Origin of the sequence: Hungatella sp. SB206 (assembly GCF_051132295.1) — a bacterium.
Classification (GTDB): domain Bacteria; phylum Bacillota; class Clostridia; order Lachnospirales; family Lachnospiraceae; genus Hungatella; species Hungatella effluvii.
In genome coordinates, this window is record NZ_CP096603.1 from 3,567,698 (window position 1) to 3,593,567 (window position 25,870).

The 25,870-nt window shown below is 50.5% G+C and carries 25 protein-coding genes and 3 tRNA genes; 24 read left to right on the top strand and 4 right to left on the bottom strand.

The window, feature by feature from the left end:
• Positions 1–178 precede the first annotated feature (178 nt).
• The 13 genes from M1L66_RS15600 to M1L66_RS15660 all read left to right on the top strand — a co-directional run bounded on the left by M1L66_RS15600 (position 179) and on the right by M1L66_RS15660 (position 17,255).
• A complete protein-coding gene (locus M1L66_RS15600) occupies positions 179–1,096 on the top strand; it encodes an ABC transporter permease (protein WP_002604308.1) in 918 nt (305 codons plus the stop codon).
• A 14-nt stretch (positions 1,097–1,110) separates the two neighbouring features.
• A complete protein-coding gene (locus M1L66_RS15605; protein ID WP_002604307.1) occupies positions 1,111–2,151 on the top strand; it encodes an ABC transporter permease in 1,041 nt (346 codons plus the stop codon).
• A 15-nt stretch (positions 2,152–2,166) separates the two neighbouring features.
• On the top strand, positions 2,167–3,186 hold the full coding sequence (locus M1L66_RS15610; protein ID WP_002604306.1) for an ABC transporter ATP-binding protein: 1,020 nt from the start codon (positions 2,167–2,169) through the stop codon (positions 3,184–3,186).
• Entirely contained in the window at positions 3,186–4,163 is a 978-nt protein-coding gene (locus M1L66_RS15615; protein WP_243270514.1) for an ABC transporter ATP-binding protein, read from the top strand. The genes M1L66_RS15610 and M1L66_RS15615 overlap by 1 nt, the downstream gene beginning before the upstream one ends.
• Positions 4,164–4,278: 115 nt before the next feature.
• The gene (locus M1L66_RS15620) at positions 4,279–5,988 is read left to right on the top strand and encodes a peptide ABC transporter substrate-binding protein (RefSeq protein ID WP_434694010.1); all 1,710 of its coding nucleotides are present in this window, start codon (positions 4,279–4,281) and stop codon (positions 5,986–5,988) included.
• A 238-nt stretch (positions 5,989–6,226) separates the two neighbouring features.
• The gene (gene pyrH / locus M1L66_RS15625) at positions 6,227–6,928 is read left to right on the top strand and encodes a UMP kinase (RefSeq protein WP_187024493.1); all 702 of its coding nucleotides are present in this window, start codon (positions 6,227–6,229) and stop codon (positions 6,926–6,928) included.
• Positions 6,929–6,942: 14 nt separating this feature from the next.
• Positions 6,943–7,497: a ribosome recycling factor gene (gene frr, locus M1L66_RS15630; protein ID WP_055652610.1), complete on the top strand. Its 555-nt coding sequence runs from the start codon at positions 6,943–6,945 to the stop codon at positions 7,495–7,497.
• A gap of 139 nt (positions 7,498–7,636) precedes the next feature.
• Positions 7,637–8,359, top strand: a complete 723-nt coding sequence (locus tag M1L66_RS15635; protein ID WP_187024492.1) for an isoprenyl transferase — start codon at positions 7,637–7,639, stop codon at positions 8,357–8,359.
• 19 nt (positions 8,360–8,378) lie between these two features.
• On the top strand, positions 8,379–9,179 hold the full coding sequence (locus M1L66_RS15640; protein WP_187024491.1) for a phosphatidate cytidylyltransferase: 801 nt from the start codon (positions 8,379–8,381) through the stop codon (positions 9,177–9,179).
• A gap of 59 nt (positions 9,180–9,238) precedes the next feature.
• Positions 9,239–10,381, top strand: a complete 1,143-nt coding sequence (locus tag M1L66_RS15645) for a 1-deoxy-D-xylulose-5-phosphate reductoisomerase (protein ID WP_002604299.1) — start codon at positions 9,239–9,241, stop codon at positions 10,379–10,381.
• Position 10,382: 1 nt separating this feature from the next.
• Entirely contained in the window at positions 10,383–11,441 is a 1,059-nt protein-coding gene (gene rseP / locus M1L66_RS15650; protein WP_025530370.1) for an RIP metalloprotease RseP, read from the top strand.
• A 98-nt stretch (positions 11,442–11,539) separates the two neighbouring features.
• Positions 11,540–12,607 carry a flavodoxin-dependent (E)-4-hydroxy-3-methylbut-2-enyl-diphosphate synthase gene (ispG, locus tag M1L66_RS15655; protein ID WP_243270510.1) on the top strand — a complete coding sequence of 356 codons (1,068 nt, stop codon included), beginning with the start codon at positions 11,540–11,542 and terminating at the stop codon, positions 12,605–12,607.
• Positions 12,608–12,635: 28 nt separating this feature from the next.
• On the top strand, positions 12,636–17,255 hold the full coding sequence (locus tag M1L66_RS15660) for a PolC-type DNA polymerase III (protein WP_434694017.1): 4,620 nt from the start codon (positions 12,636–12,638) through the stop codon (positions 17,253–17,255).
• Between the two features lie 78 nt (positions 17,256–17,333).
• On the opposite strand, the gene M1L66_RS15665 is transcribed toward M1L66_RS15660, so the two are convergent.
• Both M1L66_RS15665 and M1L66_RS15670 read right to left on the bottom strand, forming a co-directional pair.
• A complete protein-coding gene (locus M1L66_RS15665; protein WP_434694259.1) occupies positions 17,334–17,573 on the bottom strand; it encodes a hypothetical protein in 240 nt (79 codons plus the stop codon).
• Complete coding sequence (locus M1L66_RS15670) at positions 17,543–17,779, bottom strand: hypothetical protein (RefSeq protein WP_243270509.1); 237 nt, start codon at positions 17,777–17,779, stop codon at positions 17,543–17,545. The genes M1L66_RS15665 and M1L66_RS15670 overlap by 31 nt, the downstream gene beginning before the upstream one ends.
• A gap of 242 nt (positions 17,780–18,021) precedes the next feature.
• Here M1L66_RS15670 and M1L66_RS15675 point away from each other — a divergent pair, with 242 nt between their 5' ends.
• From M1L66_RS15675 to M1L66_RS15715, 9 genes are all read left to right on the top strand, one after another.
• Positions 18,022–20,280 carry a heavy metal translocating P-type ATPase gene (locus tag M1L66_RS15675; RefSeq protein ID WP_434694020.1) on the top strand — a complete coding sequence of 753 codons (2,259 nt, stop codon included), beginning with the start codon at positions 18,022–18,024 and terminating at the stop codon, positions 20,278–20,280.
• 24 nt (positions 20,281–20,304) lie between these two features.
• Positions 20,305–20,610, top strand: coding sequence for a metal-sensing transcriptional repressor (locus tag M1L66_RS15680; protein ID WP_055652616.1), 306 nt, complete (start codon positions 20,305–20,307; stop codon positions 20,608–20,610).
• Between the two features lie 43 nt (positions 20,611–20,653).
• Positions 20,654–20,848, top strand: coding sequence for a heavy-metal-associated domain-containing protein (locus tag M1L66_RS15685; RefSeq protein WP_434694023.1), 195 nt, complete (start codon positions 20,654–20,656; stop codon positions 20,846–20,848).
• A gap of 85 nt (positions 20,849–20,933) precedes the next feature.
• Positions 20,934–21,007, top strand: a tRNA-Pro gene (locus M1L66_RS15690).
• Between the two features lie 26 nt (positions 21,008–21,033).
• A tRNA-Glu gene (locus M1L66_RS15695) sits at positions 21,034–21,105 on the top strand.
• 136 nt (positions 21,106–21,241) lie between these two features.
• Positions 21,242–22,129, top strand: coding sequence for an N-acetylmuramoyl-L-alanine amidase family protein (locus M1L66_RS15700; protein WP_187024486.1), 888 nt, complete (start codon positions 21,242–21,244; stop codon positions 22,127–22,129).
• A gap of 91 nt (positions 22,130–22,220) precedes the next feature.
• Positions 22,221–23,498, top strand: coding sequence for a DinB/UmuC family translesion DNA polymerase (locus M1L66_RS15705; RefSeq protein ID WP_434694026.1), 1,278 nt, complete (start codon positions 22,221–22,223; stop codon positions 23,496–23,498).
• Positions 23,499–23,510: 12 nt separating this feature from the next.
• Positions 23,511–23,828, top strand: coding sequence for a hypothetical protein (locus M1L66_RS15710; RefSeq protein ID WP_002604289.1), 318 nt, complete (start codon positions 23,511–23,513; stop codon positions 23,826–23,828).
• A 66-nt stretch (positions 23,829–23,894) separates the two neighbouring features.
• Positions 23,895–24,311 carry a bacteriohemerythrin gene (locus M1L66_RS15715; protein ID WP_187024484.1) on the top strand — a complete coding sequence of 139 codons (417 nt, stop codon included), beginning with the start codon at positions 23,895–23,897 and terminating at the stop codon, positions 24,309–24,311.
• A 7-nt stretch (positions 24,312–24,318) separates the two neighbouring features.
• Here M1L66_RS15715 and M1L66_RS15720 read toward each other — a convergent pair whose 3' ends face one another.
• Positions 24,319–24,486, bottom strand: a complete 168-nt coding sequence (locus M1L66_RS15720; protein ID WP_187024483.1) for a hypothetical protein — start codon at positions 24,484–24,486, stop codon at positions 24,319–24,321.
• 67 nt (positions 24,487–24,553) lie between these two features.
• Entirely contained in the window at positions 24,554–24,832 is a 279-nt protein-coding gene (locus M1L66_RS15725; RefSeq protein ID WP_002604286.1) for an acylphosphatase, read from the bottom strand.
• 200 nt (positions 24,833–25,032) lie between these two features.
• Between M1L66_RS15725 and M1L66_RS15730 the strand changes: the two genes are divergently transcribed.
• Together M1L66_RS15730 and M1L66_RS15735 are read left to right on the top strand one after the other, a co-directional pair.
• Positions 25,033–25,105, top strand: a tRNA-Thr gene (locus tag M1L66_RS15730).
• Positions 25,106–25,166: 61 nt separating this feature from the next.
• Positions 25,167–25,799, top strand: a complete 633-nt coding sequence (locus tag M1L66_RS15735) for a hypothetical protein (protein WP_434694032.1) — start codon at positions 25,167–25,169, stop codon at positions 25,797–25,799.
• Positions 25,800–25,870: the final 71 nt, after the last annotated feature.

Genomic DNA, 25,870 nt, shown 5'->3' on the forward strand with positions numbered 1-25,870 from the left:
ATAGAGACAGTGTCCGTTTAGCGTTGACAGATGTTTCCAAATTGGACGGACACTTCGCCCTTTTTCCGGGTTCAGAGCAGGAGAGACTATTGATATTTCGCAGAACGCAGGGATGGAAGCCTGTAAGGCTTCCATCCGGGCTGCGCGAAGGAAACCTTATACCAAAGGAGTTGACACAATGGCTAAATATATTTTTAAACGTATCATCATGGCGATTGTAACAATATTTGCGGTTGCATCTGTTACATTCTTCGTTATGAACATGGTACCCGGCGGCCCTTTCATGTCAGAGAAGGCCATAAGTCCGCAGGCACAGGCCGCATTGAATGAGAAATACGGTCTTGATAAGCCTCTAAGTGAGCAGTATGTTACATATATGAAAGATCTTCTTCACGGAAATCTCGGTTTAAGCGTAAAACAGCGCGGCCGTACCGTGAATATGATCATCGCATCGAAGTTCCCGGTGTCCGCAAGAGTCGGCGGCATCGCAATCTTAACGGCAGTTCTGGTGGGCGTTCCACTGGGGAGTATTGCCGCCTTTAAACGAGGGACGGTGGTGGATGACATCATAATCGTATTCAGTACGTGCGGAATTGCGATTCCCAGTTTCGTAATCTGTACGATCCTGATGTATGTCCTGAGTCTGAAGCTGGGGCTGCTGCCCACGTACGGACTGGCATCGTGGAAAAACTACATCATGCCGGTTATTGCGCTGGCACTGTATCCGTCGTCCTATATCGCACGTCTGATGCGTTCTTCCATGCTGGATGTTATGGGCCAGGACTACATGAGAACAGCACGCGCAAAGGGACTTTCTCAGATAATCAGTATTTTCAAGCATGCGCTTCGTAACGCGATTCTTCCGGTTGTTACGTATTTGGGACCGCTTCTTGCCTATACGGTAACGGGAAGCTTCATTGTCGAGAAAATTTTCACAATCCCGGGCCTTGGCTCCGAGTTTATCGGTTCCATCACAGGACGTGATTATCCGCTGATCATGGGAACTACCATATTCCTTGCCTCATTGATGGTTGTTATGAACGTGATTGTAGACGTTGCCTACAAATTCATCGATCCACGTATTAATCTTAAATAGAAAGGAGAAAGAAGATGTCGAATAATAAATTATCATTACAGCTTAACGTAGACGACTTTCTCCCGGCAAGTGACGAGGAAAAAGAGAGTCTTACCGTCCTCCGCAAGAGTGTTGGCTTCTGGCAGGATGGAATACGCCGTTTAAAGAAGAATAAGATTGCCATGGTCAGCCTGGTAGTTATTGTTTTTGTATTCATTTTTTCATTCCTGGTACCACAGTTCTACCCATACAGCTATGAGCAGCAGATTCGTGGAAGCGAGAATCTGGCACCCATGCAGTATTCAGAAAAGGAACTGGAGGCAAAGGCAGCGGGAGAGAGCGTATTCCCGCATGTGCTGGGAACGGATAACCTGGGACGTGACTATGCAGTCCGTGTCATGATGGGCAGCCGTGTCTCCCTTACCGTAGGACTTGTGGCCTCCGCTATCATCCTGTTGATTGGTTCCCTTTATGGTTCCGTCGCGGGCTTCTTCGGCGGCTGGGTCGATATGATTATGATGCGTATCGTTGATATGATCTATACGGTCCCTGATATTCTGATCATCGTTCTTTTATCGGTTGCATTTGACCAGCCCCTAAAGGCGTTGGCTCAAAAACCGGGATTTGAATGGATTCAGGTAATCGGTGTCAACCTGATCAGTATTTTCGTCGTGTTCGCCCTTCTTTACTGGGTCGGTATGGCCCGAATCGTTCGAAGCCAGATCCTCATTCTGAAGGAGCAGGAATACGTGACCGCGGCCAGGGCACTGGGGGCTTCCAATGGCCGTATCATTAGGAAGCACTTACTGACAAACTGTATCGGTACTCTGATTGTAACCACAACGCTGCAGATTCCGTCCTCGATCTTTACGGAAAGTTTCTTAAGCTTCTTAGGTCTTGGCGTTGCTGCGCCTATGCCTTCTCTGGGAAGCCTTGCCAGTGCTGCGTTAAATGGTCTGCAGTCTTATCCGCACCGTCTGTTTGCACCTGCGCTTGCGATTTCCGTCATCATTTTAAGCTTTAACTTACTGGGCGACGGTCTGCGTGACGCGTTTGACCCGAAACTCAAAGACTAAAGGAGGAGAGATACGATGAGCGAGTATTTGGTAAATATCAAAAATGAACGCCTTTCTTTCTTTACTCCCGCGGGTGAAGTAAAGGCATTAAATGATGTGTCTCTTCATTTAAAAGAAGGCGAAGTGCTGGGAATTGTTGGCGAATCCGGTTCCGGTAAATCCGTAACCGCATACAGCTTAATGGGAATTACCGCTTATCCGGGCCGTCTGATCGGCGGTTCCCTGGAATTCAACGGTCATGAGATCGAAAAGATGTCAGAAAAGGAACTGAGGAAAGTACGTGGAAATGAGATTTCCATTATTTTCCAGGACCCGATGACCAGCTTGAATCCGGTTTATTCCATCGGAAACCAGATCCGTGAGGTAATTATGCTTCATACGGATAAGAATAAACAGCAGGCGAATGAGAGAGCGAAGGAACTTCTGACTCTCGTTGGAATCAACGAGCCGGAGAAGCGTCTGAAACAGTATCCTCACGAGCTGTCCGGCGGTATGCGCCAGCGTGTGATGATCGCCATCGCCCTTGCCTGCGAACCGAAGCTTTTGATCGCAGATGAGCCGACCACGGCTCTGGATGTTACCATTCAGGCCCAGATTCTCGAGCTTATGATGGACTTAAAGGAAAAACTGGGCATGGCGATTATCATGATCACCCATGACTTGGGTGTTGTTGCCAATATGTGTGACAGAATCGCCGTTATGTATGCCGGCAAGGTTGTGGAATACGGCACGACAGATGATATCTTCTACCGTCCGTCCCACGAGTACACAAAGGGACTGATCCGGAGTATTCCGAAGCTGACGGAAAAAGAGCATAATAAGCTGGTACCTATCGAGGGAAGCCCTGTCGATATGCTGAATCCGCCTGCAGGATGCCCGTTTGCGCCGCGGTGCCGCGCCTGCATGAAGATCTGCTTAAGAGAGATGCCGCCGTATACAGATTTATCCGATATCCATTACAGTGCATGCTGGCTGATGCAGAAGAGAGAGTTTGACAAACAGCAGGATTCCAGGACACAGAAGGGGGATGCATGATGGAAGACAAGTATCTGGTAGAAGTAAAACACTTACAGCAGTATTTCCCGGTTGCAGGAAGTAAGCTTTTTGAAAAGAAGGTTGTAAAGGCGGTCGATAACGTTTCCTTCGGTATCCGAAGGGGAGAGACGCTCGGCCTGGTAGGTGAGTCCGGTTGTGGAAAGACGACAACCGGCCGTACTCTGCTTCGTTTATATGAACCGACGGATGGAACGATTCTCTATGACGGCAAAGATATCACGCATGTGAATATGCTTCCTTACCGCCGTAAGATGCAGATCGTATTCCAGGATCCGTACGCGAGCCTGGATCCGCGTATGACAGTCGAGGATATCGTCGGCGAGGCCATCGACATCCATCGTCTGGCTGCCAACAAAAAGGACCGTCACGAGAGAATCTTATCCGTGCTTTCCACCGTTGGCTTAAACTCCGAGCATGCGAACCGTTATCCTCACGAGTTCTCAGGCGGACAGCGTCAGCGTGTCGGCATTGCGCGCGCCTTGGCGGTAAATCCGGAGTTTATTGTGTGTGATGAGCCTGTATCCGCACTGGATGTATCCATCCAGGCCCAGGTTGTCAACATGTTCGAGCAGCTTCAGGAAGAACTGGGACTGACCTATCTTTTCATTGCACATGATTTATCCATTGTAAAACATATATCAAACCGAATCGGAGTTATGTATCTGGGCAAGCTGGTGGAGCTGGCAGACAGCTATGAGCTGACGTTCCACAGTGTACATCCGTATACGAAGAGCCTGATCTCGGCGATTCCGATCGCTGATCCGGAGATCAGCAGAAAATCTAAGAGAATTGTTCTGGAAGGCGACGTGCCGAGCCCGGTTAATCCGCCGAGCGGCTGCCGCTTCCGTACCCGCTGTCCGTATGCCGACGAGTTATGTGCAGCGGAAGAGCCGCAGTGGAAGGAAGTTTCCAGTGGTCATTACGCGGCATGCCACCACTTAGACAAAGTAAATTAATTTCTAAGTTGCTATTCCTGGAGATTTGTGGTATGCTAAAAGACAAATCAGCACAGTAGTCAGGTAAAGTACTGCTGTGCTAATTTGAATAAAATTCTTTAGAGGAGGAATTGATATGAAAAAAACAGCACTTGTATTGGCTGCTGTTATGGCATCCGGCATGATTCTTACCGCCTGCGGCGGCAATAAGACTGCTGATGCGCCAACAACAACAGCTGCCGATACCACAACAACAGCTGCTGCCGCAGAGGGCGAGACTGCAGCACCGGCTGAAAACGGAGGAGCTGGCCTTGACCTTGCAGTTCAGATCGGACCTGATCCTGAGACTGTTGATCCGGCTTTAAACAGCGCAGTAGACGGCGGAAACATGATTCTTCATGCATTTGAGACTCTGATGAGCGTTGACTCAGAGAACAAGATTGTTCCAGGGCAGGCGGAATCCATGGAAGTTTCTGATGATGGACTTACCTATACCTTCCATCTTCGCAAAGGCTTAAAGTGGAGTGACGGAACACCTCTTACAGCGAACGACTTCGTATATTCCTGGAAGAGACTTGCAGATCCGAACACAGCTGCACCGTATGCTATGGATATGCTCGGCTACGTAAAAGGCTACAAAGAAGCATCTGAAGGTAATTTAGACGCACTTGGAGTATCTGCACCGGATGATGATACATTCGTTGTTGAGATGGCTTCTCCATGTGTATATTTCTCTAAACTGATTACACATGGTTCCATGGTTCCTGTTCAGCAGGCAACGATTGAAGCGAACGGCGATCAGTGGACTTTAACACCGGAGACCTATGTCTCAAACGGACCTTTAAAAATGATCGAATGGGTACCAGGTTCCCATATTATTTTTGCAAAGAACGAAAATTACTGGAACGCGGATAAGGTTACAGTTAATACCTTAAAGTTTGTCCTGATGGAAGATTCCAATGCGGCTTACAGCGCTTACCAGACAGGCGAAGTGTCTATGATCAAGGCTGTTCCTACAGAAGAAGTTCCGAGTCTGCGCGGCAACGAAGATTTCCATGTAGATCCTTTAATGGGTACATATTATATCAGCTTCCAGACAGAAAAAGAACCATTTAACAATCCTGACGTACGTATGGCATTAAGCCTTGCAATCGACCGTGATTACGTTGCCAACACTGTTATGCAGGGAACTTATTCCCCAGCTACCAACTTTGTTGGACCTGGCCTTTCTGATGCAGAAGATGGTTCCTCCTTCGAAGAAGTAACACGTAAGAATAACGGCGGAGACTTCTTTAATGTAGCTGATCATGACTCTGACATTGCAAAAGCAAAAGAATTACTTGCTAACGCCGGATATCCGGACGGAGCAGGATTCCCAACGATTGAATACATGACTAACGATGCTGGTTACCACAAACCACTGGCTGAGTACTTACAGAGCTGCTGGAAAGAAGCACTTGGTATCAACATGGATATCAAGGTTGTTGAGTGGTCTACATTTACACCAACCCGTCGTGCCGGCGATTTCCAGGTGGCACGTAACGGCTGGGTATATGACTACGATGATCCTTCCAACATGCTGAACTTAATGATTACCGGCGGCGGAAACAACGATGGTAAATACAGCAATCCTGAAGTTGACAAGATGTTAAACGATGCCAACTCTACAGCTGACGTTGCTGAGCATTATGCAAAACTTCATGAAGCAGAAAACATGATCCTTGCAGACGCGGCTATGGCGCCTGTTGCTTACTACAACGATTTCTATTTACAGGATCCGAAGTTAAAAGGAACATGGCATTCTCCATACGGCTACTGGTTCTTCCAGTATGCGACAATGGATTAATTGTCTGACGTAAAAGAATTTTAACGGTCCCCGGAAGAGGTGAAAACTTCTTCCGGGGACTTTTTATGTAATTGGAAAGTGCTTTACCACCGGACTTTTTGTACTATGCGGGACGTGGTGAATGGCAGGGCGTATTTCCTCATAAAAACTTTCTCTTTCCAACCAAAAGGAAATATGCTATAATCATTCATGACAATACCAAAGCGGAAAACGCTTAAATAACAGGAGAATGATAGCTATGAACCCAAGACGTGTATTACTGAAATTAAGCGGTGAAGCCCTTGCCGGACCGAATAAAACAGGCTTTGATGAAGCGACTGTGAAGGAAGTAGCGCGGCAGGTTAAGATATCCGTGGATGCTGGTGTCGAGGTAGGCATCGTTATCGGCGGAGGCAACTTCTGGAGGGGAAGGACGAGCAATGCAATCGACCGCACCAAGGCTGATCAGATCGGAATGCTGGCCACGGTTATGAATTGTATCTATGTTTCTGAAATCTTCCGGTGTGCCGGGATGATGACTCAGATTCTGACACCGTTTGAGTGCGGCTCCATGACTAAGCTTTTTTCCAAGGACAGAGCAAACAAGTATTTTGAAAAGGGAATGGTCGTCTTTTTTGCAGGCGGTACCGGCCATCCTTACTTTTCTACCGATACCGGAATCGCGCTTCGGGCCATCGAGATGGAAGCGGACTGCATCCTTTTGGCGAAGGCCATCGACGGCGTTTACGACAGCGATCCGAAGATCAATCCGGAGGCGAAGAAGTATGATGAGATTTCCATACAGGAGGTTATTGACAAGCAGCTGGGCGTGATTGATCTGACTGCCTCTATCATGTGTATGGAGAACCGCATGCCATTGGCAGTATTCAGCCTGAACGAAAAAGACAGCATTGCGAACGCGATGCAGGGGAAAATAAACGGCACGATTGTGACCGCATAAACTAGGAGGACAATATGCAGGAGAGTTTACAGGTTTACGAGGACAAGATGAATAAGACTTTAGAAGTGCTGGAGAGTGATTATATGACGATCCGCGCAGGACGTGCAAACCCGCATGTACTTGATAAAATCAAGGTTGACTACTACGGAACTCCTACTCCGCTTCAGCAGGTGGGCAACATCAACGTTCCGGAAGCCCGCATGATCATCATTCAGCCATGGGAGAAGAGCCTCTTAAAGGCGATTGAAAAGGCAATTCTGACTTCTGAACTGGGGATCAATCCGACTAACGACGGCAATGTAATCCGTCTCGTTTTCCCGGAACTGACCGAGGAACGCAGAAAAGAACTGGTTAAGGATGTCAAGAAAAAAGGCGAGGCAGCCAAGGTAGCGGTTCGTAATATCCGCCGTGACGCCAATGACTTTTTCAAAAAACAGCAGAAGGCGGATGAGATTTCCGAGGACGACTTAGCTGAGGCAGAGGATGATATTCAGAAATTAACTGACAAGATGATCGGCAAGATCGATAAAGCAATTGAAGCGAAATCAAAGGAACTTCTTACTGTATAACAGAAAGAACCGGGGCAGGCATGATTCCAACCCACGCAAGTGAGGGGGCTTTCAAAGTGCCTGTCCTGTTTATGTTTCAGGGCAGCCTAGTACAGCGTTGCATAAATTCCTAAGTACTAGAATAATAAAGGAGAATATAATGGAAATTAATATAGATAATATGGTAATTCCTGACCATATCGCCATCATTTTGGACGGCAATGGACGCTGGGCGAAGAAGCGTGGACTGCCCAGAAGCATGGGCCACAAGGAAGGATGTGTGGTGGTGGAACGAACGGTAGAGGATGCGGCCAGAATTGGAATCAAATATCTGACTGTCTACGGTTTTTCCACGGAGAACTGGAAGCGTTCCGGCGATGAGGTGGGCGCGCTGATGCAGCTGTTCCGTTACTATATGGTACGGCTCTTAAAGGTTGCCAGGGCGAACAATGTCCGGGTACGGATGATCGGTGAGAGAAGCCGTTTCGACCAGGATATCATCGACGGTATTAACCGGCTGGAGAGAGAGACCGAGAATAATACGGGCCTGACCTTTGTTATCGCAGTGAATTACGGCGGACGCGATGAGATTGTGCGCGCAGCCAGGAAGATCATGAAAGATGCGGCTGACGGGAAGATTACTCCGGACCAGATGGATGAAGCGGCATTTTCATCGTATCTCGACACGGCGGAGATTCCGGACCCGGATCTTCTGATCCGTACCAGCGGTGAACTGCGGCTGTCGAACTATCTCTTATGGCAGTTAGCCTATACGGAACTGTATGTGACGGACTGCTATTGGCCCGATTTCAATAAAGAAGAACTGAAAAAGGCGATAGCTGCGTACAATAGTAGGGATAGAAGATTTGGAGGAGTGAAATAGTCCGAAGGGAGGAAGCGCGATGTTTACAACCAGACTGATCAGTGGAATTATCCTGGTCTTGATCGCCCTCGTCACTGTGGGAAGCGGGGGGATGATTCTTTTTGCTACGACTGTGGCCATTTCCATGATAGGGTTGTTTGAATTATATCGTGTTATGAAGATACAGAAGAATGTGATCGGAATTGCCGGCTATCTGACTGTGGTGTCCTACTACGGGCTGTTGTGGTTCCATGGAGAGCAGTATATGATGTTGATGTCCATCGCATTTCTTATGATACTGATGACCATCTATGTCTTTACGTTCCCCAAATATAAGACAGAGGAAGTGACGGTAGCGTTCTTCGGCGTCTTTTATGTGGCGGTTATGCTGTCTTATCTGTATCAGGTTCGCGTCATGGCGGATGGAAAATATCTCGTCTGGCTGATCTTTTTGAGTTCCTGGGGATGCGATACCTGCGCGTACTGCGTGGGCATGCTGATTGGCAGGCATAAGCTGGCGCCGGTTTTGAGTCCCAAGAAATCGATTGAGGGGGCGATCGGTGGCGTAGCAGGAGCGGCGCTTCTGGGTTTCCTTTATGCGACGGTGTTCGGCGCTTCCATGGCGGAAGTACAGAACCCGCAGGTTGCCTGCGCTTTGGCCTGTGCCATAGCGGCGGTTATTTCCCAGATCGGCGATCTGGCGGCATCGGCGGTAAAACGCAATCACGCAGTGAAGGATTACGGCCATCTGATTCCGGGCCACGGCGGTATTCTGGACCGGTTTGACAGTATGCTGTTTACGGCGCCTGCCATATTCTTTGCAGTAACATTTCTGCGATGAGCAAATTCCGGCGATGAGAAAAGAGGAACGCGAGAAAGATAAAAGGAGCGAAAAACAGCATGAAAAAGATTGCAGTTCTGGGTTCAACCGGTTCCATCGGAACACAGACCCTGGAAGTGGTGAGAGCTCAGAAGGATATAGAAGTAACCGCTCTGGCGGCTGGAAGTAATATTACACGTTTGGAAGAACAGATCCGGGAGTTTCATCCAGAGATTGTCTGTGTGTGGGAAGAGGAAAAGGCGAAGGAGCTTGCCCTGATGGTCAGCGATCTGCCGGTGAAGGTGGTATGCGGCATGGATGGGCTGATCGCGGCGGCCGTGGAGACGGACGCGGAGATTGTGGTAACGGCCATCGTCGGCATGATTGGAATACGGCCCACCATTGCGGCCATGGAGGCGGGGAAAGACATCGCGCTCGCCAACAAGGAGACGCTGGTGACGGCCGGCCATATCATTATGCCTCTGGCAAAGGAAAAGGGCGTAAAGATCCTGCCTGTGGACAGTGAGCACAGCGCTATTTTTCAGAGCCTGAACGGCGAGGACAAAAAGGCGGTACATAAGATTCTCTTAACCGCGTCAGGCGGGCCGTTCCGCGGAAAGACGAGAGAGGAGCTTAAAAAGGTGCGTATCGAGGATGCCTTAAAGCATCCCAACTGGTCGATGGGAAGGAAGATTACCATCGATTCTTCCACCATGGTCAATAAAGGCCTGGAGGTGATGGAGGCGCACTGGCTCTTCGATGTCTCCATGGATCAGGTACAGGTTGTGGTTCAGCCGCAGAGCGTTATCCATTCCATGGTGCAGTTCGACGATGGGGCGGTGATTGCACAGCTGGGAACACCCGATATGAAGCTGCCCATCCAGTATGCACTTTACTACCCGGAGCGCCGTTTTCTGGCCGGGGACCGGCTGGATTTCTGGAGCATCGGGCAGATCACATTTGAAAAGCCGGATATGGACAATTTCCCGGGGCTTTCCCTGGCTTACGAGGCCGGAAGAACCGGCGGAACCATGCCGACTGTATTCAACGCGGCCAATGAACGGGCCGTTGCAAAATTTTTAAACAGAGAAATTTCTTATCTTACCATCACGGATATGATAGAGGGGGCTATGAAAGGGCATACTGTGAAAGAGAATCCATCTGTAGATGAGATTCTGGAAGCAGAGGCTTCGGCTTATGACTATATAGAAAGCAGGTGGTAGATTGTCCAGCGTTATCGTAGCAGTTCTTGTATTTGGACTGATCGTGCTGATTCATGAATTAGGGCACTTTTTATTTGCAAAATTAAACGGCATCGCCGTTGTGGAATTTTCCATTGGTATGGGACCGAGGCTGTTCCATGTCAAAAAAGGGGAGACGACGTACTCCTTAAAGCTGCTGCCGATCGGCGGCTCCTGTATGATGCTCGGAGAAGACGAGGAAAATCCGGCGGAAGGAGCATTTCAGAATGCAAGCATCCCGGGCAGGATGGCGGTTATCGCGGCCGGTCCGGTCTTTAACTTTATTCTTGCCTTTTTCCTGGCACTGATTCTCGTGGGAATGGGCGGATACAATATCACTCAGATCAAAGAAGTCACAGAGGGTTCTCCTGCTTACGAGGCGGGGCTTAAGCCGGGGGATGTGATTACCGGCGTAAACGATGAGAAGATGACGGTTTACGGCGATTATATCCTTTACCGCATGTTAAAACCGGATGAGAAGATGAGCCGGGTGTCCTATGAGAGAACCGATGCACAGACGGGCAGAAAAGAGCGCGGCACGGTTCTGGTGACACCGGAATTTAATGAAGAATACAACCAGTATATGATAGGTATTTCCGTAACTCCGGTAAATGTCCGGGCAGCTTCTTTCCTGGAGCTGGTAAAATACGGGGCCTATGAGGTGAAATATGATATTACCGTGACGATTAAGAGTCTCGGTATGCTTTTGACGGGAAAAGCCAGTGTCAATGACTTGAGCGGTCCGGTGGGAATCGTGGTTATGATCGATGATTCCGTGAAGGCAGGGCTGACAGTGAGCGTCATGGCGGCTATAATGAATGTTCTCAGCATGTGCATTCTTTTGAGCGCGAACCTGGGTATTATGAACCTGCTTCCGATTCCGGCGCTTGACGGAGGAAGACTGCTGTTCTTAATCATTGAGGCGGTCCGTGGCAAACGCATGGATCCGGAAAAAGAAGGCATGGTGAATCTGATTGGCATGATGGCACTCATGGCCCTGATGGTGTTCGTTGTATTTAACGATATCAGCCGCTTTACCTAAAGTGGACATGAAAAACAAGAAAAATACTGTGCGTATCCCGGAATTTTCCCAAAGAGATGGGAGGGGTTACCGGGAGTATGCAAATGGAGGAAAGTGCGATGACGGACAGAGAACAGACGAAGACGGTTTCTATCGGGAACCGGAAGATTGGGGGCGGGAATCCCATTCTGATCCAGTCCATGTGCAATACAAAGACAGAGGATGTGGCTGCCACGGTGGCTCAGATTTTGGCGCTGGAGGCTGCCGGCTGTGATATTATCCGTGTGGCGGTACCGACGATGGAAGCGGCAGAGGCTTTAAAGGAGATCAAGAGACAGATTCATATTCCGCTGGTGGCGGATATTCATTTCGATTACCGGCTGGCCGTGGCCTCCATTGAGAACGGCGCGGATAAGATCCGGATTAATCCCGGCAATATCGGGAGTGAGGACCGGGTCAGGGCCGTTGTGGATAAGGCGAAGGAATTCGGCGTCCCCATCCGGGTCGGTGTCAACAGCGGTTCCCTTGAGAAGGAATTACTGGAAAAGTATCACGGAGTGACGGCAGAGGGCATCGTGGAGAGCGCCCTCATGAAGGTGCGCATGATCGAGGAGATGGGATATGATAATCTGGTGATCAGCATCAAGTCCTCCGATGTGCTGATGTGCATAAAGGCTCATGAACTGATCGGTGAGCAGACCGCTTATCCACTTCATGTGGGGATTACCGAGGCGGGAACCGTGCGTTCGGGGACGATCAAGTCCTCCATCGGGCTGGGAATTATCCTGCATCAGGGCATTGGCGACACGATCCGTGTCTCCTTAACCGGAGATCCGGTGGAAGAGGTGACGACGGCGAAGCAGATATTAAAGACCCTGGGCTTACGAAAGGGCGGAGTGGAGGTTGTCTCCTGTCCGACCTGCGGACGGACCAGAATCGATCTTATTTCCCTGGCGAACCGGGTGGAAGACATGGTGACGGAATTTGATCATCTCGATGTCAAGGTAGCCGTTATGGGCTGCGTCGTCAACGGGCCAGGTGAGGCGAAGGAAGCGGATCTGGGCGTGGCCGGAGGTATCGGCGAGGGCCTTTTATTCCGCAAGGGAGAGATTATCCGTAAAGTACCTGAGGAGAACTTACTTGACGCTTTGAGAGAGGAGCTCTTAAAGCTGGATAAGAGGAGATAATGTTTGGCAGAAAGCAACAGGTGATGGAATGACAAAAGCATTTTTGGATGTATTTCCAAATCTGAATATGACAGACGAACTGCGGGAGCTTTTAAATCTGGTGGAAGTTGAGAAGGTCACTTCCACCAGGGATAGAAGCTCTATTCGCATTTATATCGTGAGCCCCAGACTGATTCATAAACAGAATATCTATGGGTTGGAGAAGGGCATTAAGGACCAGCTCTTCCCCTCTAAGCAGGTATCGATCAAGATTATCGAGAAGTTCCGCCTGTCTGACCAGTACACGCCGGAGAAGCTGCTGGATGTGTACCGGGACAGTATCCTGATGGAACTCAAAAACTACAGTATCATCGAATATAATATTTTCCGGAAGACAGAATATGAATTTCCGGAGCCGGATCTGCTTAAGATGACAGTGGAAGACACCATTGTCACCCATGAAAAGGAAGCCGAGTTAAAGCGCGTTCTGGAGAAGATTTTTTATGAGCGCTGCGGCCTCCCTGTTGAGGTGCGCTACGAGTACGTGGAGCCGAAGGAGAATGCGCTGGCGAAGCAGAAGGAGCTTCAGATGCAGCGCGAGGTGGAGGAGATCGTCAGCCGGACCTCCCTGGCCGCTGTCTTAAACGAGGAGCAGGTGCTGTCGAAAACTGGGACAGAGGACGGATACGGCGGTCCTTCCATGGCGGACGGTGCATCTCTGGAGGCACTGGCGGCCGGATATTCGGCGGAAGTTCCCTTCGACGAGGGCCCGGCCCGGCAGGGAGCGGCAGAAAGCGGGGCAGGCGCTCCGGTTCTGCGTATGGGCGGTAAGAAGGACGAGAATAAGAAGGACGAAAATAAAAAAGACAGGAACGGGGATTACGGAAAGAAGGACCAGAAGAAAGAATATAAGGATTATAAGAAAAACGGCGGTTATGGCGGCTACGGAGGAAAACGTTCAGATAATCCGGACGTGCTCTATGGCCGTGATTTCGATGGAGAGACGATGGAGATCGAAAAGATCGACGGGGAGATCGGAGAGGTAACCATCCGCGGAAAGATTCTCATGGTGGACAGCCGGGAACTGCGGAGCGGAAAGACGATTATGATCTTCGATGTCTCTGACTTTACGGATACGATTACCGTGAAGATGTTCGCAAGGGAGGAACAGCTGGATGATCTGAAGGCGGCCGTTGTGGCGGGAACGTTTATTAAGATTAAGGGTGTGACGACCATCGACAAGTTCGACGGCGAGCTGACTCTGGGCTCTGTGGTAGGCATCAAGAAGTCAGAGGACTTCACCGGAAAACGGGTGGACGGAAGCCTGGAGAAACGGGTCGAGCTTCACTGTCATACGAAGATGAGCGATATGGATGGCGTATCGGAGGTTAAGGATATTGTAAAGCGTGCAAAAAAGTGGGGGATGCCGGCCATCGCCGTCACAGACCACGGATGCGTGCAGTCCTTCCCGGATGCCAACCACGCCCTGGACAAGGGGGACACCTTCAAGATTCTCTATGGGGTGGAGGGGTATCTTGTCGACGACTTGAAGCTGCTGGTGGATAATCCGAAAGACCAGACATTTGCGGACTCCTTCGTGGTATTCGATATCGAGACCACAGGCTTCAGCCCGGAAAAGAACCGGATCATCGAGATCGGCGCCGTCAAGGTGGTGAATGGAGTCATTACGGACAAATTCAGCACCTTCGTAAATCCGGATGTACCGATTCCCTTCGAGATTGAGCAGCTGACCAGCATCAATGACAACATGGTGCTCCCATATCCGAAGATTGATGTGATTCTGCCGCAGTTTCTGGAATTCTGTCAGGGATCTGTTCTGGTGGCTCACAATGCCTCCTTCGACGTGAGCTTTATCAACCGCAACGCGGAGCTGCAGGGGCTTCCCTTTGAACCTACGGTTTTGGATACGGTGACTCTGGCGCGGTTCCTTCTGCCGAACCTAAACAGATTCAAGCTGGACACGGTCGCCAAGGCGCTGAATATCTCGCTGGCAAACCACCACCGCGCCGTGGATGACGCGGGATGTACGGCGGAGATCTTTGTCAGATTCGTCCAGATGCTGCGGGAGCGCGGCGTGGAGACGCTGATCGAGTTAAACAGCTTAAAGACGATGACTCCGGAGATGATCAAGAAGCTTCCGACCTATCACGTAATCATTATCGCAACCAACGATATCGGGCGTGTGAATCTCTATAAGCTGATCTCATGGTCCCACATCGACTACTATGCCCGAAGGCCCAGAATACCCAAGAGTCTGCTGAACCAGAACCGGGAGGGCTTAATCGTGGGATCGGCCTGTGAGGCGGGGGAACTGTATCAGGCCCTGCTTCGCGGCGGCTCCAACGCAGAGATCGCCAGGCTGGTTCGGTTCTATGATTATCTGGAGATCCAGCCTCTAGGAAACAACAGCTTCATGCTCCGTGATGAGAAGAGCAGCATAAATTCGGAGCAGGATTTAATCGACATCAACAAGAAAATTGTGCAACTGGGAGACCAGTTCGGAAAACCGGTCTGCGCCACCTGCGACGTTCACTTCCTGGATCCCGAGGACGAGGTATACCGCCGGATCATCATGGCGGGGCAGGGATTTAAGGACAGTGATGACCAGGCGCCGCTTTACCTGCGGACGACGGAGGAGATGCTGAAGGAATTCGAGTATCTGGGTCCAAACAAGGCGGAAGAGGTCGTCATAAAGAATACGCGGAAGATCGCGGACATGTGCGAGCGAATCTCGCCGGTGCGCCCCGATAAGTGTCCGCCGGTCATCGAAAACTCAGACGGGGATTTGAGGCAGATCTGTTATGACAGGGCCCACGTGATCTACGGTGACAACCTGCCGACGATCGTTACGGAGCGTCTGGAGAGGGAGTTAAACTCCATCATTTCCAACGGTTTCGCCGTTATGTACATCATTGCGCAGAAACTGGTGTGGAAGTCCAATGAGGACGGGTATCTCGTAGGTTCCCGTGGTTCGGTAGGATCGTCCTTTGTCGCGTACATGTCCGGTATCACGGAGGTTAACTCCTTAAGCCCCCATTATTACTGTACCAACTGCCATTATTACGATTTTGATTCGGAGGAAGTGAAGAAGTATTCCGGTATGGCCGGATGTGATATGCAGGATAAGGAGTGTCCGGTCTGCGGCCATCCGCTCACAAAGGATGGCTTCGACATCCCCTTTGAGACATTCCTGGGATTCAAGGGAGACAAGGAGCCTGATATTGACTTGAACTTCTCCGGTGAGTACCAGAGTAAGGCTCATGACTATACGGAGGTTATCTTCGGAAAAGGCCAGACCTTCCGCGCGGGAACCATTGGTACACTGGCGGATAAGACGGCTTACGGTTATGTGAAGAATTACTATGAGGAACACGGCGTACATAAACGAAACTGTGAAATCAACCGTATTGTCCAGGGATGCGTGGGGGTAAGAAGAACCACGGGACAGCATCCCGGCGGTATCATCGTGCTTCCTCACGGGGAGGAAATCTATTCCTTTACTCCAGTGCAGAGGCCGGCCAACGATATGACGACCATGACGGTCACTACCCATTTTGATTACCATTCCATCGATCATAACCTGCTGAAGCTCGATATACTCGGGCACGATGATCCGACCATGATCCGAATGCTTCAGGATTTAATCGGTTTTGACCCAGTTAAGGATATTCCGCTGGACAGCAGGGAGGTCATGTCCTTATTCCAGGATACATCGGCTCTGGGGATTACGCCGGATGATATCGGCGGATGTAAGCTGGGAGCGCTGGGCGTGCCGGAGTTCGGTACGGATTTCGCCATGCAGATGCTTATTGATACCCAGCCCAAGTATTTTTCCGACCTTGTGCGAATCGCCGGTCTGGCTCACGGTACCGACGTATGGCTGGGAAATGCCCAGACCTTGATTCAGGAGGGAAAGGCGACGATTCAGACCGCCATTTGTACCCGTGACGACATCATGATCTATCTCATTTCCATGGGGCTGGAGGAGGGACTCTCCTTTACCATCATGGAGAGTGTCCGAAAGGGAAAAGGCCTGAAGCCGGAGTGGGAAGAGGAGATGACCAGCCACGGCGTGCCGGACTGGTATATCTGGTCCTGTAAGAAGATCAAATACATGTTCCCGAAGGCCCATGCGGCCGCCTACGTTATGATGGCGTGGCGTATCGCTTACTGTAAGGTGTTTTATCCGCTGGCATATTATGCGGCGTTTTTCAGTATCCGCGCCAATGGCTTCTCCTATGAGCTGATGTGCCAGGGACGCGATAAGCTGGAATATTACCTGGCTGACTACAGGAAGCGGATGGATACGCTTTCAAAGAAGGAACAGGATACGCTCCGCGATATGAGAATCGTTCAGGAGATGTACGCGAGAGGCTATGACTTTACGCCGATCGATATCTATCAGGCGAAGGCCCGCCATTTCCAGATTATCGGAGGCAAGCTGATGCCTTCCTTAAGCAGTATTGACGGACTTGGTGAAAAAGCGGCTGATGCCGTGGTTGATGCCGTGAAGGACGGCAGGTTCTTATCAAAGGAAGATTTCCGGAACAGGACGAAGGTCAGTAAGACGGTGTGCGATCTGATGGGAGATTTGGGACTGCTGGGCGAACTGCCGGAGTCTAATCAGTTGTCACTGTTTGATTTTTAAATTTTGAATTCAGTTTAATTTGATTTGGCAATACAGCAAAAAGGCAGGTCCTGTGCAGACCTGCCTTTTTGCTGCCAATTATGAAGGGAGAAACCGCAGTGTCTTATTTTTCGTATCCAGCACAGCGCGGCAGCCAACTGGCAGGATGGCGTGATTTTTTCCGTGGCCGAAATCATCGCAGTACGCGACCGGGATGCTGTGTTTCCGGCCGAAACGTTCCAGCCTGCCAAGCAGCAGCTGCGATAAGGTGTCTGAATAGTTGCCGAACAGCAGCCCTGATACCTGATTTATGAAGGAACTCTGCTCAATATGGGACAGATTACATGCTCACTGAGATCATCGGCGCGCTCCGTCTCGCTTGCCGCGTAGCCGTACGTATGCCGGTATAAGCGGCTCTCCGTTTTCACCCGAAAGCCTTTCGCTTCGATCCCGGAGATGATTTTCGCGTAGTCGTCCGGAGTGACGGTATGGCTGGGGAAAATAATTCCGATGGTATCTCCCGGATTCAATGGATTTGCCCACATAATCAATACCTGCTTTCTCATTTGTTTGTTTTTAACGCTTTTGCTGAAACAAGACTGTCTAATTCTACCATGAACCTGAGGTTTCTTCTAGAAGCGCTGCGGAACCTGCCTTTTTATTTCCGAAGATTTCCAGCAAGATTTTCCTTTATTGAGAAATAATATTGACAGATACCATTGACAGGGATAAGAAATCATACTATAATGAATATACCCTATAGGGGTATATGAGAAAGGATGATCTTATGAGAACTGAAGTTTACGATATTGAAGGCATGTCCTGTGCAGCCTGCAGCAGTGCGGTGGAACGGGTCACGAGAAAACTGGAAGGTGTGGAGTCGAGTGACGTGAATCTGACGACGAACAAGATGACCATCACCTACGACGAGACGAAAGTCACTCCGGAGATGATTATGGGGAAGGTAGAGAAGGCCGGATTCGGCGCCTGCCCTCTGGCGGAGGAGAAAGATGTAAAGGCCCAGGAGGAGGAAAACTGGGGAAAGCAGGAGCAGCAGCGCGACACGATGAAGAGACGGCTGATCGTGGCCATCTGTTTTGCGGTTCCGCTTCTGTACATTTCCATGGGCCATATGCTCCCGTTTGAACTTCCGCTTCCGCATTTCCTCCATATGGAAGCCAATCCTTTCAACTATGCGCTGGCACAGCTGATTCTTACGGTTCCAGTGCTTATTGCGGGAAGGAAGTTTTATCTGGTAGGTTTAAGGGCGCTGTTTAAGGGCAATCCGAACATGGATTCCCTGGTGGCGATCGGCACCGGCAGTGCGTTTATCTACAGCCTCTGTATGACGGTTACGATACCGGTGAATCCGATGAACGCCCATCACCTCTATTACGAGTCGGCGGCCGTGGTCGTCACTCTCGTCATGCTGGGCAAATACATGGAGAGCAGAAGCAAGGGCAAGACCTCCGAAGCGATCAGAAAGCTGATGGAGCTGGCTCCGGACACCGCGATTCTCTATGAGGATGGTACGGAACGGGAAGTGGAAACGGCCAGTGTGAGAGTGGGACAGCATGTCCTTATCAAGCCGGGCAGCAGGATACCCCTGGACGGTATCGTGTCGGGCGGCAGCAGCAGCGTGGATGAGTCCATGCTGACAGGAGAGAGCATCCCTGTGGAGAAGCAGGAGGGCGACACCCTGATCGGCGGCAGCATGAATTACAACGGGGCCATGGAGATGGAGGTTACCCATACAGGCGGGGATACCACGCTTTCCAAGATCATTAAGATGATCGAGGACGCACAGGGGAAAAAGGCGCCTATCTCCAAACTGGCAGACAAGGTTGCGGGATACTTCGTTCCGACGGTTATGGGAATCGCACTGGTTGCGGCGCTCCTCTGGTGGCTGTTTGGCGGCAAGGAGCTGTCTTTTGTCCTGACCATCTTTGTGGCGGTTCTGGTTATCGCCTGCCCGTGTGCGCTGGGACTGGCGACACCGACGGCGATCATGGTCGGAACCGGTCTGGGAGCCAGCCATGGAATCCTGATCAAGAGTGGTGAGGCGCTGGAGACCGCTCATAAGGTAGACACTGTCGTATTTGATAAGACGGGTACGATTACGGAAGGGAAGCCGAAGGTCACGGACATCGTGGTTCTGGATCAGACGGAGACCTCCGACGGTCTTCTTAAGCTGGCGGCTGGCTGTGAACAGATGTCGGAGCATCCGCTGGGGCAGGCCATCGTACTGAAGGCCAGAGAACATGGGCTGGAGCTTGCCATGCCGGAGAAATTTGAGAGCGTGACGGGAGCGGGAATCATCGCATCCGTCGGAACGAGCCAGGTAGCCGTGGGTAATGAAAGACTGGTGGAGCAGATGAAGGTATCCATGGGCGATCCCGTGAGAGAGCAGGCCCACCAGATGGCGAACCAGGGAAAGACACCGATGTATCTGATGGTGGATGGCACGTTAAAGGGCATTATCTGTGTAGCCGATACCATTAAGGAGACCAGCGTGGAGGCTGTGGACCAGTTAAAGAGTCTGGGAATCACGGTGTGTATGCTGACGGGAGACAATCAGAAGACAGCGGACTACATCGGCAGGCAGGCCCATATCGACACCGTAATCGCAGAGGTTCTGCCGGAAGATAAGGCCAATGTGGTGGAGTCTTTGCAGAAGCAGGGAAAGACCGTCATGATGGTTGGAGACGGAATCAACGACGCTCCGGCGCTTGTATCCGCGGATGTGGGAACGGCCATCGGTTCAGGAAGCGACATCGCTTTGGAATCCGGCGATATCGTCCTCATGAAATCCGATCTGCGCGACGTCTATAAGGCGGTAAAATTAAGCCGTCTCACGATTCGGAACATCAAACAGAATTTATTCTGGGCATTTTTCTATAACAGTCTGGGTATCCCTGTGGCCGCTGGTGTGCTATACTTATTTGGAGGCCCGCTGTTAAATCCGATGTTTGCCGGATTTGCCATGTCACTCAGTTCGGTCTGCGTGGTGAGCAACGCGCTTCGCTTAAAGACAGTAAAGCTGTAGGGGCATAAGGAATGGAGGTATGATATGGAGGAACGCACATGTGACTGTGCGGTGAAGCACAAGCATCGTCAGGCCGCGGAGGAAAAGGACTTACTGAACCGCTTAAACCGGATCGAAGGCCAGATCCGCGGCATTAAGAGCATGGTGGAAGACGAGCGGTACTGTGTGGACATCTTAACACAGGTATCCGCGGTTCAGGCGGCACTTAACAGCTTCAATAAGGTGCTGCTGTCGAGCCATATCAAGAGCTGTGTCGTGGAACAGATTCAGGACGGCAATTTAGAAGCGGTCGATGAGCTGTGTATGACGATACAGAAGGTTATGAAGTAATTGAACAACCGCAATTCATGAAAAAGAAAAGGAGATAAAGACTATGAAGACTTATCGCTGTGATGAAATGATGTGTAACGGATGTGTATCAAGAATCAAAAAAAGGCTGGATCACGAGGGAATCGGCCACAAAGTGGATTTAGAGACCAAGACCGTAGTGATCGAGGAAGAGAAGGACTACGGAAAAGCAGTGGAAATTCTCGATGATCTGGGCTTTACGGCGGTGGAACAGCAGTAGAATTTTTCTTATATTTTATAAAATTAAAAAAATTCCAAAATATAGTTGACAATCCATCATTTTTATATTATACTACCAAAGGTATCGAGGCGTGGCTCAGTTTGGTAGAGCGCTGCGTTCGGGACGCAGAGGTCGCAAGTTCGAATCTTGTCGCCTCGACGATTTTTGGTTAACATTCGATACGTGGCCTATTGGTCAAGCGGTCAAGACGCCGCCCTCTCACGGCGGAAACCCGAGTTCGATTCTCGGATAGGTCATAAAAAAGCTTTCGGAAAATAAATCCGGAAGCTTTTTTCGTTATTATACAAAATTATGGGCGCGGGAGCCTGATGCAACACCTGTCCCAAAGTTTCATATCCTGTAGTATAAGCTTAAAAAGGAGTCAGCAGCGATATGAAGATATGTTTGGATGCGGGACATCAGGGCCGGTATAACCAGAGCCCGGCAGATCATCGGTATTACGAGTCTGTCATGGTATGGAAACTGCACCTTCTGCAGAAAAAGTATTTGGAAGAGTATGGAATCGAAGTGATCACCACGAGGCGCCGGGAGGATGAGGACAAGGGTCTTTTCGCCAGAGGCGCGGAGTCGAAAGGATGCGATTTGTTCCTGTCCGACCATTCCAACGCGGTGGGAACCGGTGTGAACAATCAGGTGGACTATCCGGCCGCCTACTGCGTCATTAACGGAAGCGCGGATGGGATCGGAATGGCCCTCGCGCAGTGTGTGGAAAAGGTGATGAAGACGAAGCAGCCTGCCAGAATTGAGCACAGAAGAGGACAGAACGGGGATTATTATGGCGTGCTCCGGGGCGCGGTCTCCGTAGGGACTCCAGGGCTTATCTTGGAGCACTCCTTTCATACCAATGCGCAGATAGCCGCATGGCTCTTAAAGGAATCGAATCTGGACCGTCTGGCCAGGGCGGAAGCCGACGCCATCGCCCTGTATTACGGGATCACTGTGCAGGAAAAGAAATCCGGATGGTTGGAGGAGGACGGCGGCTGGCGGTTCTATCTCGGAGATACGGGAAACTATGTGGCCGATGACTGGTACAAGGATGGCGATCATTGGTACTGGTTTGACGGCGCGGGCATGATGGTGCACGATACCTGGAAGACCGGCTCTGACGGGGTCTGGTATTATTTAAAGGACGACGGCGCCATGGCCAGAGACCAGTGGATCATCTGGAAGGGAGAGCTTTACCGGGCAAAGAAAGACGGCGCTATGTTCGAAGGGGAGCTGCATTTGAAAACCGATGAAAAAGGTGCTTTAAAAGAATAGAACGAACGGTAGGGGAAGCTGTGACAGCTTCCTTTACTTTCCATTTACAATCGAACATATATTCGATACAATAGTATTGAGGTGATGATTGATGGAACGCACCATATTTCATGTGGATGTGAATTCGGCGTTTCTTTCCTGGGAAGCGGTCTACCGGATGAAGCATTTGGGCGGCCGCCTGGATTTGAGGACGGTTTCCTCTGCTGTGGGAGGCGATGTGACGAGGCGTCACGGAATTATACTGGCAAAGTCCATTCCTGCCAGGGCATGCGGGATCAAGACGGGAGAGACTGTGTTTTCTGCTTTGAAAAAGTGCCCGGAGCTGGTATTGGTTCCGCCTAACTATAATCTCTATCAGAGATCCAGTGATGCACTGATCCGTCTCTTAAAGGAGTATACGCCGCTGGTGGAACAGTACAGCATCGACGAGGCTTATATGGATATGACGGAGAGCACGGCGCTGTTTGGACCGCCGGAGGCGGCTGCGGAGACGATAAGGGAGAGGATCTTACAGGAACTGGGTTTTACGGTGAACATCGGCGTGGCGCAGAATAAGCTTCTGGCAAAGATGGCCTCTGATTTTAAGAAGCCGAACCGGGTCCATACGCTGTGGAAGGAGCAGATTCCGGTGAAGATGTGGCCGCTTCCCGTGTCGGAGCTTTTCTTCATCGGGCGTGCGACCTACCGGAAACTCAAGGGGATCGGAATCACCACGATCGGGGAGCTGGCACAGAGCGATCCGGATATTTTAAGACGTCACCTGGGAAAACAGGGAGAGGTGATCTGGGGCTTTGCCAACGGCATCGACCTATCTGCAGTGGAGGCGGAGGCTCCGCCCAATAAAGGATACGGCAATTCCACCACAGTGGCTTTTGACGTCTGTGATGCGGAAACGGCAAAACTGGTCCTCTTGTCCCTGGCGGAAACACTGGGCGCCAGACTCAGGAAGGACGGTGTTAAAATCGGCGTGGTGGCGGTGGGAATCCGGGATTATCTGTTCGAATACCATTCTCATCAGATTTCGCTGGAAACGCCGACCAACATCACGAGGGAACTGTATGAGGCGGCATGCCGGGCCTTTGACGAGGCGTGGGATAAGACGCCGGTCCGCCATCTGGGCATCCATACAAGTCACGTCTCCTCAGAGGAATCGAGGCAGATTGGGCTCTTCGACCGCATGGATTACGAAAAGCTGGAGAGAATGGATAAGGCAGTCGATGAAATCCGGAGGCGGTTCGGCAACGATGCTGTAAAACGCGCAGCCTTTCTCCCGGAGCATCCGGAGGGAGCCGCCGTACATGATCACATGGGCGGCGGAATCGCAAGGGAGAAGCGCACGGTGGATTACAGCAGACAGGAAGTTTTTTAAAGGAGTGGTGACATGTCGGCGTTCGGAATAGGGACAAATGCGGAAAGAGCGGACAGCGGGCTTCTGGCTGGCAGACAGATCAAAATCGCGTGCAAGGCGTGGTTTACCAGTACCGGAGCGATCCAGCCCCTGTCCTTTAAGTTCGAAGGGGACGATGGGATGATGCAGACCGTAAACCATGTGGCAGTCCGTTTTGGAGAAGAAAAGTATTATTCCGGAATACCTTCCATGGAATACGCCTGCCGGGCGGTGATCGGCGGGCTGACCCAGGAGTTTAAACTGATTTTTTATCCGGAAGAGGGAAGATGGGTCATGGTGCTTCCGGAATAGACGGAGCACCGGGAAAGTGCGATTGAGGCACATACGAGTAAAGATGGTAAAAGGAGGAATGAAAGAATGAGCATTACATTTGACAGGAGTCTGGTAACGGGGAATGAGTTGATCGACACGCAGCACAGAGAACTGATCAGCCGGGTGAATAAACTGGCGGAGGAGTGCGTTCCGGGAACGGAAAAGAGAACCGCGGTGGGAACGCTTGATTTTTTGCTGGATTATACGGATTACCATTTTTCAGAGGAGGAAGGGCTCCAGAAAAAGAGCGGGTATCCGAAGCTTTTGGCCCACCACCGGGAGCATGAGAAGTTTAAGCGGGCCGTAGAGGAACTGCGGATTATGCTGGAGGAAGAGGAAGGACCGAGTGAGGCGTTCGTGGAGGCTGTGAGAAAGAACGTGGAGGAGTGGCTTCAGAAGCATATTATGACCTGGGATAAAGAGGTGGCGGGATACGCGGAAAAAGAAACAGACGGTCTGTAAAGACCGCCTATTTCTTTTCCTTCAGCTCCCTGCGAATCCGGGGTTCAATCCCCCGGCGTTTCATCTCAGCCAGAATCGTCTGAAATTCATTGTCCGGTGCTGGTGGTACGGGATCGTCGCTTTCAGCGGCGCGGTCGAATAAATCTGCCAGTTCCTTTTCTCCTTTTTTATGCATTTCAATTCACCCCCATAAGGTAACTATACAACTTTATGGGAGAGGTGAAGCTGGAAAAATATGGAAGCTACCGCACGTGAAAACTGCTTTCCCGTTCCGTCGGAATCTGCTTTACCACACAGTCCGTAATATCGATAAAACTGTTTTGCTCCAGCCTTCGGAAAAGCTGGTTCATGTCTGCTTCATCACCCTGAAGCTCCATCTCGACACGGCCGTCATCCAGGTTCTGAACCCAGCCGGTCAGACCAAGATTCTGGGCGAGATAATAGGTCCTGTAGCGGAAGCCGACGCCCTGGACCCGGCCGCTTACCAGAATGTGTTTTCTGACGGGTTCTTTTTCCTTCATCTGATCACCTTTTATAATGCCAGTCATTTGGGGACGTTTCTACTGTTATTCATTATAACTTTTCACCCTAATTTTTGCAACTAATACATCAATTGTAACAGTTCTCGCTATTTACAATTTTTTCAAAAAAAGGGTTGATTTTTTCCCCCTTTGCTGATATACTATCTAAGGTCCGACAGTTAAGTCTGACAAACAAAGCTGCTTCCGTAGCGCAGTTGGTAGCGCAACGCATTCGTAATGCGTGGGTCGCCGGTTCAAGTCCGGCCGGGAGCTGACTGAAAACCCCTGATTTTATCAGGGGTTTTTATATTATTTCAAAAGAAGAGGGATGCGAGTGATGAAAAGAGTTTTAAAAACAGGTATGATTCTGCTTGCGGCAGCGGCGCTGTTATCCGGCTGTTCCGGGAAGAGCGGAAAAGAGGAGACCACGTCGGCGGAACCGGCCCAGGTGCTGTATCCGGTTGCGATAGACGGGAAAGAGATTCTGGTCGGCGAGACCACGGTGCAGACACTTTTGGATCAGGGAATGAATGTAACGGTGTCTGAGATGACGGAGGACAAACAGATCAATCAGTATGAGATCGACCCGGAGGCCGAGCTGGAGCCTAATGCTTACTATACCGGCGGTTCGATCTGGGTTACGGATTCCATCTTCGCCCATATTTCCCTGGTTACGGATGAAAAGGCCATTCGTATGGGAGACGCAGTGATTGCACGTCTGGAATTCAGCCTGGTCAGCGGCGAAGAGAGCGAACTGAAGAGGATCACCTTTAACGGTGTGCCTGCCAGTGAGATGTCCCGGGAGAAGGCTGGAGAGATGTTTCCGGATTTCACCGGCGATGACTATATGTGGCTGCAGAAGGGGGAAGACTATGAATATTTCATGTCATTTGACCCAACGGACCTTATGTTAAGCAGTTTTTCGCTGGAAAAGGAATATGATGTGGACTGGAGCAGCGAAGAGTAACGAAGGAAAGATTCCAGAGATGTATAATCAAAGATCAAAGCGGGTGTGAAACACACCCTGATTAAAAAGAG